Source organism: uncultured Senegalimassilia sp. (assembly GCF_934630535.1).
Taxonomy (GTDB): domain Bacteria; phylum Actinomycetota; class Coriobacteriia; order Coriobacteriales; family Eggerthellaceae; genus Senegalimassilia.
In genome coordinates this window covers 13,568-30,278 of sequence record NZ_CAKTVU010000014.1, presented here as the reverse complement: position 1 = coordinate 30,278, position 16,711 = coordinate 13,568, and the positions used below count along the sequence as shown (strand labels likewise).

11 protein-coding genes and 1 pseudogene are annotated in these 16,711 nt (G+C 64.9%); 10 read left to right on the top strand and 2 right to left on the bottom strand.

Features of this window, described 5'->3' with window-relative positions; translation table 11 throughout:
• The first annotated feature begins 184 nt into the window (after nt 1–184).
• The 10 genes and pseudogenes from Q0D52_RS07660 to Q0D52_RS07620 all read left to right on the top strand — a co-directional run bounded on the left by Q0D52_RS07660 (nt 185) and on the right by Q0D52_RS07620 (nt 13,240).
• Nucleotides 185–3,178, top strand: a complete 2,994-nt coding sequence (locus Q0D52_RS07660; RefSeq protein WP_294381585.1) for a molybdopterin-dependent oxidoreductase — start codon at nt 185–187, stop codon at nt 3,176–3,178.
• A gap of 3 nt (nt 3,179–3,181) precedes the next feature.
• The gene (locus Q0D52_RS07655) at nt 3,182–3,796 is read left to right on the top strand and encodes a 4Fe-4S dicluster domain-containing protein (RefSeq protein ID WP_294381582.1); all 615 of its coding nucleotides are present in this window, start codon (nt 3,182–3,184) and stop codon (nt 3,794–3,796) included.
• A gap of 3 nt (nt 3,797–3,799) precedes the next feature.
• Nucleotides 3,800–4,678, top strand: coding sequence for a DmsC/YnfH family molybdoenzyme membrane anchor subunit (locus tag Q0D52_RS07650; RefSeq protein WP_294381577.1), 879 nt, complete (start codon nt 3,800–3,802; stop codon nt 4,676–4,678).
• Between the two features lie 591 nt (nt 4,679–5,269).
• Entirely contained in the window at nt 5,270–5,875 is a 606-nt protein-coding gene (gene thrH, locus Q0D52_RS07645) for a bifunctional phosphoserine phosphatase/homoserine phosphotransferase ThrH (protein WP_288579550.1), read from the top strand.
• A 416-nt stretch (nt 5,876–6,291) separates the two neighbouring features.
• Nucleotides 6,292–8,175: pseudogene (locus Q0D52_RS07640) on the top strand (NAD(P)-binding protein); the annotation flags it as partial.
• Nucleotides 8,176–8,208: 33 nt separating this feature from the next.
• Nucleotides 8,209–10,920 carry a formate dehydrogenase subunit alpha gene (gene fdhF, locus Q0D52_RS07635; protein WP_294381631.1) on the top strand — a complete coding sequence of 904 codons (2,712 nt, stop codon included), beginning with the start codon at nt 8,209–8,211 and terminating at the stop codon, nt 10,918–10,920.
• A gap of 240 nt (nt 10,921–11,160) precedes the next feature.
• Nucleotides 11,161–11,643, top strand: coding sequence for a type II toxin-antitoxin system RelB/DinJ family antitoxin (locus Q0D52_RS07630; protein ID WP_294381572.1), 483 nt, complete (start codon nt 11,161–11,163; stop codon nt 11,641–11,643).
• Nucleotides 11,624–11,794, top strand: coding sequence for a hypothetical protein (locus tag Q0D52_RS07625; protein WP_294381569.1), 171 nt, complete (start codon nt 11,624–11,626; stop codon nt 11,792–11,794). The genes Q0D52_RS07630 and Q0D52_RS07625 overlap by 20 nt, the downstream gene beginning before the upstream one ends.
• 12 nt (nt 11,795–11,806) lie before the next feature.
• Entirely contained in the window at nt 11,807–11,971 is a 165-nt protein-coding gene (locus Q0D52_RS10120; RefSeq protein WP_366930338.1) for a DUF86 domain-containing protein, read from the top strand.
• 162 nt (nt 11,972–12,133) lie between these two features.
• Nucleotides 12,134–13,240 (top strand): asparaginase, encoded by a 1,107-nt coding sequence (locus tag Q0D52_RS07620; protein WP_294381564.1) that lies wholly within the window; start codon nt 12,134–12,136, stop codon nt 13,238–13,240.
• A 397-nt stretch (nt 13,241–13,637) separates the two neighbouring features.
• On the opposite strand, the gene Q0D52_RS07615 is transcribed toward Q0D52_RS07620, so the two are convergent.
• Together Q0D52_RS07615 and Q0D52_RS07610 are read right to left on the bottom strand one after the other, a co-directional pair.
• Nucleotides 13,638–15,146 (bottom strand): amino acid permease, encoded by a 1,509-nt coding sequence (locus Q0D52_RS07615; protein WP_294381561.1) that lies wholly within the window; start codon nt 15,144–15,146, stop codon nt 13,638–13,640.
• A 369-nt stretch (nt 15,147–15,515) separates the two neighbouring features.
• Complete coding sequence (locus Q0D52_RS07610) at nt 15,516–16,697, bottom strand: MalY/PatB family protein (protein WP_294381555.1); 1,182 nt, start codon at nt 16,695–16,697, stop codon at nt 15,516–15,518.
• Nucleotides 16,698–16,711: the final 14 nt, after the last annotated feature.

Sequence of the window (16,711 nt, the reverse complement as noted above, 5' to 3'; positions counted from 1 at the left end):
ATTTCCCAACAGAAATCTAGCTTACCAAAGGAAACCTGAAAGAGAAGAGCGAAAACGCGGCAAAGCAACGAATCCGAGGCGTTTTGTTGAGAACGGGGTTCCGCCGCTCACGCCCTATTCTGACCGTATTCCGTTGCCAAGACGAGCAAGGGCAAAGCGGTACGAGGAGTTAGGAGGAGGAATCGTGAAGAAGGTTACGCTTTCGCGTCGCACGTTTCTCAAGGTGAGCGGCACGGTCGGTGCAGCTGCCACCATCGCTGGCGCCAGCGGTGGGGTCGCGCTGGCCGAGACGGGCGCTGCTGCCGAGAAGCAAGGCGACGTTACGCGCATCCGCAGCTGCTGCCGTGCGTGCGGCAAGAACGAATGCGGCGTGTGGGTGACCGTCAAAAACGGCAAGGTCATCCGCACCGAAGGCGATGAGTCGGCTTTCCATTCCATGGGCAACCATTGCTCGAAGGGCCAGGCATCGCTGCAGGCGGCGTATCATCCCGATCGCGTGAAGTACCCGATGAAGCGCACGAACCCCAAGGGCGACGCCGATCCGGGCTGGGTGCGCATCAGCTGGGACGAGGCGCTGACCACGGCATGCCAGAAGCTTAACGAGATCAAGGACAAGGAAGGCGGCCAGTCCATCTTGCTGATGTGCGGCACGTCGCGCATCTGGTCCATGGCGTGCTATCGCGCGCTGAACCAGCTGTTCGACACGCCGAACTCGCTGCTGGGTTGGCAGATCTGCAAGGGCCCGCGCGCGTTCGCGACGGCGCTGCAGTCCGAGTTCTGCATGTACTGGATGGAGACGGGCGGACGCCCCGAGGTGCATGTGACCTGGGGCGGCGCTTCCGAGATCTCTAACTACGACGAGTCGGGCCGTACCACGGTCGACATCGCCAAGAACGCCAAGGACTACATCGTGTGCGACCCGCGTATGACGGGCTTGGGCCACGAGGCCACGGTGTACCAGCAGATGACGCCCGGCACCGACGGCGCGCTGGCTTTGGCGTGGGTCCACACCATCATCGAGGATGGCAAGGGCCTGGACATGCCCTATATCAAGCGCTGGACGAACTCGCCGTACCTGGTCGTCGAGGGCATGGAGCCCTCCGGCGGCACGCCGCTGGCGTTCAAGGGCGCCACGTCGTCCGAGTTCAACCTGAAGACGCGCCTGCTCAAGGAATGCGACCTGGTCGAAGGCGGAAGCCCGCAGCGCTGGATGGTCTACGACGCGCTGGCCGGCACCGATGAGGCCCACCCCGAGCACAAGCACGGCAAGCTGACCTACTACGATGCCGAAACCGGCTTGTGGGAGGACGAGCCCGCCGACCGCGAGGTCGAGTTCTACACCAGCCCGCAGGAGAACATCCCGTTCGCCCCGGGCCGCGTGGCGAAGATCCAGTCGTTCCTGCCCGAGATCGACCCGGCGCTGGAAGGCGAGTACGAGGTCACCCTTAAGGACGGCACGAAGCACAAGATGAAGCCGGTGTGGCAGCTGCTCAAGGAGCACGCCGCCGACTACGCCCCGGAGAAGGTCGCCGACACGGTGGGCATCTCCGCGGAGAACATCCGCAAGGCCGCGCTGACCTACGCGCACCGCATCCCGCACGATGACGGCCGCGACTACGGCAACGGCGGCATCCAGTACATGCTGGCGCTCGAGCACGCGAACAACGCTATCCAGAACAACCGCCTGATGGACCTGATCGTGGGCATCACGGGCAACCTGGACACCCCCGCCGGCAACCGCGGCGCCACCGTCGGCACGCTGACCTGCGATGCTCAGACCATGCTGGCTTCCGGCTACGTTCCCGAGGGCAAGTTCAAGGATTGGCCGAAGTACCGCTTGGGCGGCGAGCAGTTCCCGCTGCTGAACTGGTGGCAGTTCTGGGCCGATGCGCATACGTCGTGGCAGGCGGTCCTCACCGGCAAGCCGTATCGCCCGAAGGCCGCCATCTGCGAGTCCGGCGACCATATGGTCATGGCGAACTCGCTGGAGTCCTACGAGGCGCTCTCGAAGCTGGACTTCTTCCTGATCATGGACCTGTGGATGACCCCGACGGCTTCCATGGCCGACATCTTCATGCCGGTCAACCACTGGCTGGAGACCAACTCCCCGCGTCTGAGCCAGGGTTCCACGGGCGCCCAGGGCGCGACCGTCAAGGCGATGGACGCTCCCGGCGAGTGCCGTCCGGATATGGAGATCGTCCTGGACATGTACCGCTACAGCGGCAAGCCTTGGATTTCCAAGGACATCCCGATGCAGGAGGCCATGAGCTACGGCACCATCGCGCCGCAGATCATCGCCGGCGGCCAGCTGATGAAGCTGGAATCCGATGACGTTCCGACGCTGGAGTCGTACCTGGACTACACGGTGGCGACGAGCCCCGACGGCGGCACCTGGCAGAACTACGTGAAGAGCTTCCAGGAGCATGGCTGGTGGGATTGCCACGTCATCGCGCCCGACGATTGGGGCACGTATCGCCGCTTCGAGACCGGCGCGCTGCGCCCGGACAAGGGGAAGGGCTTCACGACGCCTTCCCGCAAGCAGGAGTTCTGGAACACCACCATCGAGTCCGCCATGCCCGATTCCGGCATGGAGCTGCCGACGTGGAAGCCCGCGCCCCGCACCGAGCTGGCCAACCCCGACATCGTGAAGGACTACCCGTTCCTCATGACGACCGGCCGCCGCATCCCGGTGTACTTCCACAGCGAGCATCGCCAGCTTCCCTGGTGCCGCGAGCTGTGGCCGGTGCCGCGTCTGGAGATCAACCCCGAGGACGCCAAGCGCCTGGGCATCAAGCAGGGCGACTGGGTGTGGGTCGAGAGCAACAAGTCCAAGATCCGCCAGTGCGCAGATCTGTACTACGGCGTGAAGCCGGGCGTCATCAACTGCGAGCATCAGTGGTGGTTCCCCGAGCTGGATCAGGGCGATCACGGCTTCCAGCTTTCCGGCATCAACTGCCTGGTGGACGGCGAGAACCGAGACCCGGTCTGCGGCTCCTCGAACCTGCGCGCCTACAACGTGAACATCTACAAGGCGACGCCCGAGAACTCCCCGTTCGGCAACCCCGTGCCCTGCGGCGATGACGGCACCGAGATCATCCACGACGCCACCGACCCGCGTCTGAAGACGTGGAACCGCTCGATTCTGGAAGTCCGCGACGGCAAGGTGAAGGAGGACTAAGCGATGACGCATTATGCAATCGTTACCGATTTGAACCGTTGCGTGGGCTGTCTTGCCTGTTCGGTCGCCTGCAAGGCGGTCAACGACGTTGATGCGGGCAACTTCTGGAACAAGACGCTTCGCATCGGCCCGAACAAGAAGACCGATTCCTACGACGCGATCGACATGGACATGTACTACCTGACCGTGCAGTGCCAGCACTGCAAGGACCCGGAGTGCGTGAAGGTGTGCCCGACCGAGGCCAGCCATATCGCCGAGGACGGCACCGTGCAGATCGACAAGTCGAAGTGCATCGGCTGCCAGTTCTGCGCCATGAGCTGCCCCTACGGCGTGCGCTATCTGAATCAGGAAGAGCGCGTCGTCGAGAAGTGCACCTTGTGCGAGCAGAAGACCGCGCAGGGCGAGCTTCCCCAGTGCGTGTCCCAGTGCACCGGCATCGCGCGTTACTTCGGCGACCTGGACAAGGGCATCGACGGGTTCCGCGGCGCCTGCAACACCACGCTCAAGGATAAGGTCGAGCCGTACACCGACGCCGACCTGCACCATTTGCGCAACGTGGGCAACGACCCGTCGTTCGTGTACATCCTGCGTCGCATGGAATGGCAAGGGGAGGAGTAGATCATGGAACTGCAATGGCCTCTGATTTTGTTCACCACCCTTACCGCGTGGGGCTGCGGCGTGCTCGGCGGCGCCGGCGCGCTGGCGCTCAAGGGCGCCGGGAAGAAGTCCCAGCAGCTGCTGGCGATCCTGTCCTGCGTGCTTCTGGCGCTCGGCGGCATCGCCGTGTTCTTCCACCTGCAGCACTGGGAGCGCATCTTCAACGGCTTCGGCCACATCACCTCCGGCATCACGCAGGAGCTGATCGCGATCGTCGTGTTCGTGGTGGTCGCCGTGGCGTACTTCGTCATGGCCCGCAAGTCCGAGGACGGCGGCACGCTGCCGAAGGGCATGGCCTGGGTCGCCATCGCCATCAGCGTGGTCCTGGCCGCGGTCTGCGCGCACTCCTACATGATGCCGGCGCGCCCGGCGTGGGACAGCATCTTCGAGGTGCTCTCCATCGTGGGCGCCGCCTGCCTGCTCGGCCCCGCCACCTGCGCGGTGGTGCTGGCGGCCAAGGGCGAGGAGACCGGCGAGTGCGGCCTGCCCGCCGTGGCCGGCTCCGCGATCGGCGCCGTGTGCACCGCCGCCTACGCGCTGTTCATCCAGATGAGCGCCGGCGCGTTCTCCCAGGTGGGCTACTACTTCGACCCGACGCATCCCACCAAGGCCGTGGTCGACGCGGGCGCTACCCTGGCCTGCCAGGCTCCGCTGCTGTGGCTGGGCGCTGTGATCGTGGGCGCGATCGTGCCGCTCGTGTGCTGCGTGATGGCCCGCAAGAAGGGCGATGCCGCCAGCTGGAAGCTCTTCGGCGGCGTGGCCGTGGTCGCGGCCTTTATCGGCGCGGTCTGCTTGCGCGTCGCCTTCTACAACGTGGGCCTGTCCGTGTTCATGTTCTACTAGGCGGATTCGAGGGGCCTGGCCGGGCCCAATGGCCCGGCCGCCCCTCTGGCTGATCGCCCGGTTCGTCAGCCTGCTGGCTTCGAGCCTGTTAGGGCCCGATCTTCGATCGTGTCCGTGCGGGCGCGGCTTCAGCGGTATTTCCGCCCCCGCTGAAGCCGCGGCGCCCAGGCGGCCTGCCACTAAGCTCATCCCTTCAATCTTTACAACCTGAAAGCCCCTTGGCATGCGCGGTTCGCAACCCCATCCCCCTTGCAAACCGAATCGCGCGTGCCAAGGGGCTTTCTGTGTTCGCCCGAGATTCGCGCGAAGTCTCCGTGTGCCTCCCTGTACGGAAAATCCTGAATGAAAAGCATGTAATTTACCGAATGAAAAACCTGTAAAAGACCGAATGACAATAGTGCGGGCGAAAGGCTGCGTGAGGCGAGAATCGGCTTTTGTCTCTTCTTCCGTCGTTTAAGCGTGCTGGTCTTCTTGCCGTTTCCCGTTCGCTCGCGGCATTGGCCGGAACGTGGCCGGGCGCGTGGGCGGGCTGGCCTATGCTTATGCGCATAAGAGGCTTGCGAAAGCAACGACGGCGTGAAAGGAACCCTCATGGGAATGAATATCGTATGTCTGGACCTGGAAGGCGTGCTGGCACCGGAGATCTGGGTCGCGTTCGCGGAGAAGGCCGGCATCCCCGACCTGATGCGCACTACGCGCGATGAGCCCGACTACGACAAGCTCATGCAGTTCCGCTTGGACGTGCTGCGCCGCCACGGCATGGGCCTGCCGCAGATTCAGGAAGTCATCGCCGGCATTCAGCCCGTGCCCGGCGCCAAGGAGTTCCTGGACGACCTGCGCGCGCAAACCCAGGTGATCATCATCAGCGACACGTTCGAGCAGTTCGCCCAGCCCATCATGGAGAAGCTCGGCTGGCCGACCATCTTCTGCAACACGCTGGAAGTTGCCGACGACGGCACCATCACCGGCTACCGCATGCGCTGCGATCAGACGAAGCTGACCACGGTCCGCGCGCTGCATTCCTGCGGCTTCGAGACCATCGCCTCGGGCGACAGCTACAACGACTTGGGCATGATCAAGGCGTCGAAGGCGGGCTTTTTGTTCCGCAGCACCGTCACCATCAAGGCCGAGCATCCGGAGATTCCCGCGTACGAGACCTTCGAGGACCTGTCTCGCGCCATCAAGGCCGCGCTGTAAGGCGGGTTTGCGCGAAAGGGGCACGGGCTCGCGTGGGTGATTCCGGGTGGATAACGCTGTGCGTTTGGGTCGCCCGGTGAGCTTCGGCACTGGTTCCGGGTGCGTTGCGCTTCGTGCTCGAGGCGCTGGGGGTTTCCGGCGCTTGACGCTGCGCGCTCGAGGCGTTTGGGTTTTGAGATTGGTTCCGGACAGATAGCGCTACGTCTCCGAAGTATCTGGGTTTTGAGGGCCGTTGCTTGGAGCGTTTGCCGTTTTCGGCTTGCGTTTCGGCGGCGGCCTTTTTTCGCTTTACGGCGTGTGTTTCTTCGGAGGGTTAACGAAACGGAAACCTGAACCTTCGCCTTATGCCATAGGATACTGCGCAAGTATCAAAACACTAGGAGTACGATGGGGCGGCTTATACCATTGCCGTCCCCATGCAAGCGTTGCAAGCCTGCGTAAGCGGGCGAAACGGGGGAAAAATGACGAGATTGTCCATTGCGCCCGCTTCGGCGGACGATGCCCGCATCGGCGGGTTCCTGGACCGGCAGAAGCGTCGCGTCGACGCCATGCCGCCGGGCATGTGCCCTCTGGCGCAGCAGCTGACGCTGCTCGAGGAGGGCGCGCTGCAAACGTGCGGCAAATGCGTGCCGTGCCGCGACGGCCTGCCTCAGCTGGCGGGCATGCTGCGCCATCTGGTGGATTGCAAGGCAGGCGCCGCCGAGGTCGAGCGCATGCGCGCGCTGGCTGAGATGGTGCGCAACACGTCTGATTGTGCCATCGGCTACGAGTCGGCGAACGCTCTGTTGGAGGGTCTGGACGCCTTCGCCGCCGAGGTTGAAAGCCATGTGAGCAAGCATGAATGCCAGCGCAGCGTGGGCCAGTCGGTGCCGTGCGAGACGTTCTGCCCGGCGCACGTGAACGTGCCCGCCTACATCGCGCTGGTGGCGCAGGGCGATTACGCCGGCGCCGTGCAGATGATTCGCAAGGACAATCCGTTCCCCACCGCGTGCGGCCTGGTGTGCGAGCACCCGTGCGAGCAGCGTTGCCGCCGCACGCTCATCGACGCGCCGCTCAACATCCGCGGCATCAAGGAGTTCGCCTGCGAGCACGCGCGCGCCGACCGGGTGCCCGTGCCGAAGCGCCTGCCCGCAACCGGTCGCCGCGTGGCGGTCGTGGGCGGCGGCCCGTCCGGTTTGACCTGCGCGTATTTCGCCGCTTTGATGGGCCACGACGTTGACGTGTTCGAGGAGCGCAAGCAGCTGGGCGGCATGATCCGCTACGGCATCCCCGCGTACCGCTTCCCGCGCGAACGTCTGGACGAGGACATCCGCGGCATCCTGGCCGTGGGCGGCATCACCGTGCATACCGAAAGCCCCGTGGACGCCGCGCGCATGGCGCAGCTTTCCGCGGATTACGATGCCGTGTACGTGGCCATCGGCGCGCAAACCGGCAAGAGCCTGCGCATCGACGGCACGGACGCCGAGGGCGTATTCTCCGCCGTTGACCTGCTCGGACGCATCGGCGACGGCGATTATCCCGACTTCACGGGCAAGAAGGTGGCCGTCATCGGCGGCGGCAACGTGGCCATGGACTGCTGCCGCACGGCGGTGCGCGCCGGCGCCGAGGAGGTGTCGGTGGTGTATCGCCGCCGCATCTCCGACATGACGGCGCTGCCGGCCGAGATCGAGTCGGCCATCGCCGAGGGCGTGGAGATGATCACGCTGCAGGCGCCGGCCGCCATCGAGAAGGACGAACAGGGCCGCTGCTGCGCGCTGTTGACGAACCCGCAGATGATCGGCCCGGTCAAGCGCGGCCGCCCCGCGCCCGTGGCCGCCGACAAGCCGCAGATGCGCATCCCCGCCGACATCATCCTGATCGCCGTGGGCCAGAACATCGTGTCCGCGCCGTTCGAGGAGTTCGGCATGGCGGCAGAATGGGGCGAGTTCAAGGCCGACGAGCAGCTGCACGCGCAGATGGACGCCGAGGCGCTTGCCGCCCGCGGCGCCGACGCATCCGCGGGCGCGAACGTGTTCGTGGGCGGCGACTGCCAAACCGGTCCGGCGTCGGCCATCAAGGCCATCGCCGCCGGCAAGGTGGCCGCGCGCAACATCGACCATATGCTGGGCTTCAACCACACGCTCGACTGCGGTGTGGCGGTTCCGCCGGCCCAGCCCAACGACCGCGCGGCGTACGGCCGCGTGGAGGTGCTCGAGCGCCCCGCGCGCGAGCGCAAGAACGATTTCGAAGCCGTCGAGGTTCCCATGAGCACGGATGAGGCCATGCAGGAATGCGGCCGCTGCCTGCGCTGCGACCACTTCGGCGCCGGCGCCTGCGAAGGGGGCGTATCCAGTATGCTTAACATCACCATCGACGGCCGCGCGCTCGAGGCGCGCGAGGGTCAAACCATCTTGGAGGTCGCCCGCGAGGCCGGCATCCACATCCCCACGCTGTGCTACCTGGCCGAGCGCAGCGCCATCGGGTCGTGCCGCGTGTGCGTGGTCGACGTCGAGGGGCAGGACGCCCCCGTGCCCGCGTGCACCACGCGCGTGGTCGACGGCATGCAGGTGCAAACGGCCACCGAGCGTGTGCTGAAGTACCGCCGCATGGCCGTTGACCTGCTGATCTCCAACCACGGCCTTGATTCGACCGACTACTGCTTCAGCTGCGTGAAGAACGGCGCCTGCGAGCTGCAGGCCGTGGCGCGCGAGGTGGGCGTTTCGCACCCCACCTTCCCCGTGGAGCAAACCCGCAAGCCGGTGCTGGATTCCAACCCGTTCTTGCGCTTCGACCCCAACCTGTGCATCGCCTGCCAGCGCTGCGTGGGCGCGTGCAACAACGCGGCCGGCAACCATGTGCTGCAAACCGGCAAGCGCGGCGTGCGCACCACCATCCGCGCGCCGTTCGGGCCGAACTGGGATGCCACCATCTGCGAGAGCTGCGGCAACTGCGCGCAGGCGTGCCCGACGGGCGCCCTGGTGGAGAAGCGCCGCGGGCTGTACCGCGAATGGGATACCCACACCGTGCGCACCACCTGCCCGCACTGCGGCGTGGGCTGTCAGCTCGACCTGGTGGTGAAAGGCGACCAGATCGTGGACGTGCAGGCAGCCGACGGCCCGTCCAACGACGGCCTGCTGTGCGTGAAGGGCCGTTCCGGCAGCTTCGACTTCGTGAACTCGCCCGACCGCATCACCACGCCGCTGGTGAAAAACCCCGAGACCGGCGAGTTCGAGCCGGCCGATTGGGATACGGCGCTTGACCTGGTGGCGCGCAAGTTCGCCGAGCTCAAGGAGGAACACGGCGGCGAGAGCATCGCGGCGTTCGCGTGCTCGCGTTCCACCAACGAGGATATCTATCTGTTCCAGAAGATGGCGAGGTGCGCATTCGACAGCCCCAATGTCGATAACTGCGCACGTGTTTGACACGCCCCTACCGTTGCCGGTCTGGCAACTACACTTGGTTCGGGCGCAATGACGAACTCAATCAAAGATGTGTGCGAGGATTCGCAGGTCATCTTGCTGGTGGGCAGCAATCCGGAAGAGGCGCACCCCGTCATGGGCATGCGCCTGCGACAGGCGGTCGAGCGCGGCGCGAAGCTGATCGTGGTGGACCCGCGCGAGATCGGGCTGGCGAAGAAGGCCGACATCCACCTGAAGCTGCGCCCCGGCACGAACGTGGCGTTCGCGAACGGCATGGTGAACGTGCTGATTCGCAAGGGCCTGGTGGACCGCGAGTTCGTGGAGGGTCGCACCGAGGGCTTCGACGAGCTTGCCGCCATGGTGGCCGACTACACCCCCGAGCGCGTGGCCGAGATCTGCGGCATCGACGCGCGCGACCTGGAGGCGGCGGCTGAGATGTACGCGACGGCCGAGCGCGCCCCCATCGTCTACTGCCTTGGCGTGGTGGAGCACTCCACGGGCACCGAGGGCGTTATGGCGCTGTCGAACCTGGCGCTGGCCGCGGGCAAGCTGGGCCGTCCCGGCTGCGGCATCAACCCGCTGCGCGGCCAGAACAACGTGCAGGGCGCATGCGACATGGGCGCGGGGCCTGCGGACTTCACGGGTTATCAGAAGGTGGCCAACCCCGAGATGCGTGCGAAGTTCGAGGCCGCATGGGGCGTCGAGCTGAACCAGGCGGCGGGCCTGAAAGCCACCGAGTGCTTCCCTGCCATGATTGACGGGCGCATCCGCGGCCTGTTCCTGTTCGGCGAGGACCCGGTGCGCACCGACCCGGATACGGGCCACGTCATCCGCGCGCTGGAGTCGCTGGACTTCTTCGTGTGCGAGGAGCTGTTCATGACGGAGACGGCGAAGTACGCCGACGTCATCCTGCCCGGTCGCAGCTATGCGGAGAAGGAGGGCACGTTCACCAACACCGAGCGCCGCGTGCAGCGCGTGCGCAAGGCGGTGGACGGCCCGGCGGGCGCGCGCCTGGACACCGAGGTGTTCGCCGAGATCATGCGCCGCATGGGGTATGACCAACCGGCGCTCACGGGCGCGCAGATCATGGACGAGGTGGCAAGCCTGACGCCGTCGTATGCGGGCATCAGCCATGCGCGCCTGGATTCCGCCGCCGTGGCGGGGCAGGGCCTGCAGTGGCCGTGCACGGGCCCGGATCATCCGGGCACGCGCATCATGCACGAGGGGAAGTTCTCGCGCGGTTTGGGCGGATATTCGCTGGCGCAGTACCGTCCGTCGGCCGAGCAGCCTGATGAGGAATTCCCGCTCATCATGATGACGGGCCGCGTGCTGGCGCAGTACAACGCGCAGGCCATGACGGGCCGCACCGAGGGGCTCAACCAGATCGACGGCACGTCGTTCATCGAGATCAACGACGTGGATGCCGCCGCCGCGGGTATCGCCGACGGCGACCGCGTGCGCGTGAGCAGCCGCCGCGGCGTCATCGAGAGCCAGGCGCGCGTGTCGGGCAAGACCAACCCCGGCGAGGCGTGGATGCCGTTCCACTTCCAGGACGGCAACGCCAACTGGCTGACCAATGCCGCGCTCGACAACATCTCGGCCACGCCGGAGTACAAGGTGTGCGCCGTGAAGGTGGAGAAGGCGTAAGCGGGTCAGGGGCGGATTTCGTCTGTACAACCTGCCGCAACGAAAGAAACTCGTAGGCGTCATTTCGAAGTGCGCGCAAAAAGCGCCGGCTGCAAAACAATTGCGGCCGGCGTTTTTGTGTGCGAAGGGTTGGGGAGGGGGTCGGAAGCGGGTAGCAAAAAATGGCAACTGAGCGCTTTTGGAGTCGATGATGCATGATATTATTACATTGTAATAATATCTATTACAGAAGAGGCTAAGATGTATACAACAGTGAGCGCTCGCCTTGATTCGGACATCAAAGCGCAGGCTGAGCAGATTCTGTCCAAGCTGGGGCTTTCTCACTCAGCAGCTATTTCGGCGCTGTATTCCCAGATTGTTTTACAGCAGGGCTTACCCTTCGCCCTTCGTCTTCCCCAGCAGAACGCGCCGCGAACGGAAGCTGCTTGTGGGATTACCCAAACAATGCGTTCGGCGGTAGAGCAGATAGCCAAGCAATATGGCGTTGAACGCGTCTGGGCGTTTGGGTCTCGTGCGCGCAATGCGGCAAAGGAGGGAAGCGACCTTGACTTGCGTGTCGACAAAGGCGATATGCGAGGGCTTGAAATAGGTGGTTTCGTGTATGATTTGGAGCAACTTATCGGCGTGCCGGTAGATGTTTCTACAACGTCTTCGCTGTCTGAGGATTTCCGTGCGTCCATTAAGAAAGACGAGGTGCTTCTTTATGAACGAGAAAGAAGCTGATGCCATCGCCCACATTGCGATGTACTGCGAGAAAATCAAGCGCGCTCAGGAAAAGTTCTTTCCGACAAAAGACCTGTTCAACGAGGAAGCGCTTTATAGAGACGGCTGCGCGTTCTATGTGCAGCAAATCGGCGAACACGTAAACGACTAATCAGAGGGATTTATTGCCGCGCATGCTGAGATTCCTTGGCATCAAATCAGGGGCTTTCGGAATGTGATAGCCCATGCGTATGGAAATGTTGATGCCGAAATTCTTTGGGAAACTATAACTGAGGATATTCCGCGGTTGGCCGAGTTTTGTATTCATTTGCAAGAAGAGCGCTTGTAAGGAAACAAATATGGAAAACGGTGCGTGTGTGGTTTTCGATGCTGCGCAAGGCGAGTTTGACCCGTACGAGTTATTGGGGTTGTGGGAGCGGTCGGTGCGGGCGACAGTGAGGGGCGTTCATATCCGATTCTGCATATGGCACTGAGACGATAGGGGATTGCCGTGAAAAGTATTTTGGTTATCGCGACGGGCGGGACCATCGCGTCGGCTGAGGAGGGGAGCGGGCTTGCGCCGGCATTGACCGGCGAGCAGCTGGTGGCGTTCGTTCCCGAGGTGGCGCAGGTGTGCCGTGTCGAGGTGTCGCAGGTCATGAACGTGGACAGCACGAACATGCGCCCGCAAGGGTGGCTGGCGATCGCGGGCGAGGTGCGCCGACGCTATGGCGAGTTCGACGGGTTCGTCGTCCTTCACGGCACCGATACGCTGGCGTACACGGCGGCGGGGCTGTCGTACTTGGTGCAGGGCGGCCCGAAGCCCGTGGTGCTGACCGGCTCGCAGCTGCCCATGGGCGACCCCGGCACCGACGGCAAGCGCAATCTGCTCGACGCCGTGCTCGTGGCCTGCGACGATGCCGCCGCGGGCGTGATGGTGGCGTTCGGCGGCAAGGTGATCTCGGGCACGGCGGCCCGCAAGGTGCGCACCCGCAGCTTCGAAGCCTTCGACAGCTTGAACGTGCCCGAACTGGGGTGCGTGCGCGACGGGCAGGTTAAGTGGGCGGATGGCGCTTGCGGTCAGATGGGCACGGCGTCGATTGCGGCGGCAGGTAAACCTGGCGACGCAAGCGAGGGGCGCGCGTGCGCATCAGCCGAATCGCAGATTGCCGGTTCGGCGGGTAAGGCGGAGGCCGATGGCGCGGTTTCGGACGTGCGCTTTTACGATTCCCTTAACCCTCGCGTTGCGGTGCTCAAGCTTACGCCGGGCATGGATGCGCTGGTTATCGACGCGTTGCGCCCCGCGTGCGATGCGCTGGTGGTCGAGGCATTCGGACTGGGCGGCATCCCGGAGTACGACGGCATCACCGACACGCTGCTCGCATGGGTGGACGCCGGGAAAACGCTGGTTATGACCACGCAGTGCCCATACGAGGGCGCTGACCTGAGCGTGTACGAGGTCGGCCGCGCGTTCTGCGACCGCCCGGGCGTGCTCATGGGCGGCGCCGCCACCACCGAGGCGCTGCTGGCGAAGACCATGTGGGCGCTTGCGCAGGCGGCCGACCCCGACGGCATCGTGGACCGCGAGAAACTGGCGGAGGTGTTCGCCAGCTGCTAACGGCGACGTGAACGGCACGCCGGAAAGGCGCGGCATTGCAGAACGGCCCGTTGTGCCTGCGTGGAGCAGGCCAACGGGCGGTTGTCGATTTCGGGGCGTTTTGAGGTTCGTGCTAGCGATGGCTGCTTCGCGCTCTCGCGTTATTTGCGGAAAAATGCAGTTTCCGATGATTCCTATTTCTAAAAAAGTGCGGTTTGGGGCGATTTCTATTTGCGAAAAAGTGCAGGATTCAGCCGATTCTATTTACCGATTCGTGCATTTGCTCTGGTAAAACCGCTGGTGAGCGAGAACTTCATAGCGGGTAAGATGAAGCGCTTGGCGGTGTGAAGGGTGCCGCCGCCAAGCGCCGTTTCGCGCTTTCACTGCCCGGCGCTTTCGCGCCTACTCCTTCGCCGCCTTATCCCAGCAGGTTGGGCAGCAGGTAGAGCAGGGCTACCAGTGCGCAGCCGATGGCGGCCGCGGCGATCCAGATGTGGAACTCGCGGTCCATTTTGGCGCGCTCGGCGGGCGTGGGCTCGCTGGTGTCCTGCACGGCGTTCACGTCAATGGAGCGTGCGCCGTACTTCTTCGCGCACACGGCGTAGATGACCAGGCCCACCACGCAGTAGATCACGCCGGTGACCAGGGCGTCCGTGTCAAGTTGCGTCATCATGACCAGGTAGATGACGATGCTGATCACCGCGCCGGGCACCATGCCGCGCACCTTGAACGGGCGCTTCAGATCGGGCAGCTTGCGGCGCAGGCCCAGGCACGCCACCATGCCGATGACGTAGTAGAACAGGTCGGCGAACAGCGACAGCGACGCGATGTAGTCCAGCGTGCTGGTGGCCACCAGCACCACCGTGAGCACGCCGAGCGTGATGACGGCCACGTAAGGCGTGCGGTACTTCGGGTGCAGCTTGGCGAACACGGCGGGCAGGCTGCCGTCGCGGGCCATGGTGAACAGATAGCGCGGCGGCACCGCGATGGAAGCGTTCAAGGTGGAGAAGTCGCCGCCGAACGCCACGCCCAGCGCCAGCAGCGCAAGCGGCAGGCCCAGGATGCCGGCGCTCATCATGGCCTCGGCGTAGGGCGCGGAGGATTCGGCCACGGCGGCAAGCCCGTCGGCGGGCACGATGCCCACGAGGAACCACTGGAACAGGGCGTTCACCACGAAGATGATGAACGGCGAGAGCATCATGGCGCGGGGGATGTTGATCTGCGGGTGGCGGATCTCCTCGCCCATGGCGCAGCACGTCTCGAAGCCGGCGAAGCACCACCAGATCATGGCCACGGCGGCGATGAATCCGCCGGTGCCAAGGTCGCCCATGAAGTCGGGCGCGGTCACGAAGTTCGGCAGCTGCACGTTGGGGATCATGGTGAGGAACCAGATGGCGGCAACGCCCCAGAAGAAGAACATGAAGCCGTTCTGCAGCTTGCCCGTCAGCTCCACGCCGCGCACGTTGGCGATGATGAACGCGACCAGCGCGATGATGGCGATGACCACGTCGTCGACGGGAAGCTCGATGCCGAACGCCAGGAAGATGGTCTTGAAGTAGTAGCTGAACGCCAGCGCCTCGCCGCCGGTGACGGCAATGAGCGACATGATGAAGTTCCATCCGGCCAGAAAGCCCGCGGGGCGGCCCAGGCCCAGCGACGCGTACTGGTACGTGCCGCCGGCGAAGGGCAGCGCCGCGCCCATCTCGCCGTACATGAGCGCCGGGTAGATGCTGATGAGCGCCGCGAGCGCCGTGGCCAGGACCACGAACGGCCCCATCTCGCCGACGACGTTGCCGCCGGTGGTGAACAGGCCGACGCCGATGACGGTGCCGGCGGTGATGGTGATGGCCTCGCGCAGGCCGAGCGTGCGCTTGAGGCCGACGGCGGGCGCTTGCTGCGCGCCGCCTTCGTTCGGTTGGTTGCCCATGGGCGTTCCTTTCAGCGCGCCGACCGCGCTGGCGGGCCGGCGTGCTGTCGCATGCCCGATACCCATCGGGCATGCGACAGCAGTGCGGATACGATGAAACCACTTTAGCACTCTACCGTACTAAAGCAATAGGGATTTTGGTGGTGAAGAATCGGGAGCGAAGGGGTTTGCGGGCGCGCGGGTGCGGGATGGCAGGTGGGGTGGTGACCTCGCGAGGGTGCTGAGGGGCGCGCGGAGGCAGGCGCGGTTGCCGGCGGGGCCAAGCGTGCGAAAGGCGCGAACGGAGGCGAGTTTTGCCCCGTTCGCGCCTTTTTCGCTTTCCGTCCCCGCCGCTTGCTCCGGCGTCTGCCGTTGTTGCGGCCTGTGCGGCTATTTCGCCAGCTTGGCCACCGCCTGCTCCAAGCGATCGCAGGCTTGCCCGATCAGGGCTTTCGGGCTTGCCAGGTTCATGCGCACGAAGCCCGAGCCCTCGGGGCCGAACATGGTGCCCAGGTCAAGCCACAGCTTCGCATCCTGCTCCACCAGGCGCTTGATGCCGGCGTCGTCCAGGCCCAGGCCCCTGCAGTCCAGCCACGGCAGATAGGTGCTCTCAAGCGGCACCAGGCTCACGCCCGGCATGCGGTCGACCGCTGCCTGCAGCACCGCGAGGTTCCCATCCAGCACCTTTTTGAGCTCGTCGAGCCATTCCTCCCCGCGCTCGTAGCACGCCTGGGCTGCCGTGATGCCGAGCACGCTCGGCTCGTCGTAGCCCGTGCGGTTGCGGGCGCGTTTGAACGCTGCGCGCAGGTCGGGGTCGGGGATGAAGATGTTGGACAGCTGCAGCCCCGCCAGGTTGAACGTCTTGCTGGGCGCCGTGCACACCACGGCGTGGCGCGCGTAGCGCTCGCCGAGCGAGGCGTACGGCACGTGCTTGAAGCCGGGTCGCGCGAAGTCGGCGTGGATCTCGTCGGCCACGACCGTGACGCCGTGGCGCAGGCAGATGTCGCCGATGCGTTGCAGCTCGTCGGCGGTCCAAGCGCGGCCGACGGGGTTGTGCGGGTTGCACAGGATGAACAGCTTCGCGCCCGTCTTCTCCAGCTGGCGCTCGAAGCCCTCGTAGTCCATGGTGTAGCGGCCGTTTTCGCACAAAAGCGGGCTTGTGGCCATTTTGCGGCCGTTGTCCTGGATCATCAGGCGGAAGGGGTAGTACACGGGCGGCTGGATGATCACGTGGTCGCCCGGCTGCGTGAACGCGTTGACGGCCAGCGCTAGGGCGAACACCACGCCCGGCGTCATGACGAGCCACTCGCGCTCGGGGCGCCAGCCGTGACGGCGCTCGAACCAGCTTTGCACCGCTTCGCAATACCCGTCCGTGGCCATGGTGTAGCCGAACACGCCGTGCTGCACGCGCTCGGCGAGCGCCTCGATGGCGGCCGGCGCCGTTTTAAAGTCCATGTCGGCAACCCAAAGCGGCAGGTCGTCGGGGGCGTGCCCGCGGCGGCTCCATGCGTCCCATTTCAGGCACCCCGTGCCGCGGCGGTCGATGATGGTCTCGAAATCGTACTTCGTCATTTCCTTCTCCGTTC

Bases quoted from the DNA above. Each gene is read 5' to 3' on its own strand.
- Q0D52_RS07655 (WP_294381582.1), top strand. From the start codon at position 3,182: ATGACGCATTATGCAATCGTTACCGATTTGAACCGTTGCGTGGGCTGT.
- Q0D52_RS07650 (WP_294381577.1), top strand. From the start codon at position 3,800: ATGGAACTGCAATGGCCTCTGATTTTGTTCACCACCCTTACCGCGTGG.
- thrH (WP_288579550.1), top strand. From the start codon at position 5,270: ATGGGAATGAATATCGTATGTCTGGACCTGGAAGGCGTGCTGGCACCG.
- Q0D52_RS07630 (WP_294381572.1), top strand. From the start codon at position 11,161: ATGTATACAACAGTGAGCGCTCGCCTTGATTCGGACATCAAAGCGCAG.
- Q0D52_RS07625 (WP_294381569.1), top strand. From the start codon at position 11,624: ATGAACGAGAAAGAAGCTGATGCCATCGCCCACATTGCGATGTACTGC.
- Q0D52_RS07615 (WP_294381561.1), bottom strand. From the start codon at position 15,146: ATGGGCAACCAACCGAACGAAGGCGGCGCGCAGCAAGCGCCCGCCGTC.
- Q0D52_RS07610 (WP_294381555.1), bottom strand. From the start codon at position 16,697: ATGACGAAGTACGATTTCGAGACCATCATCGACCGCCGCGGCACGGGG.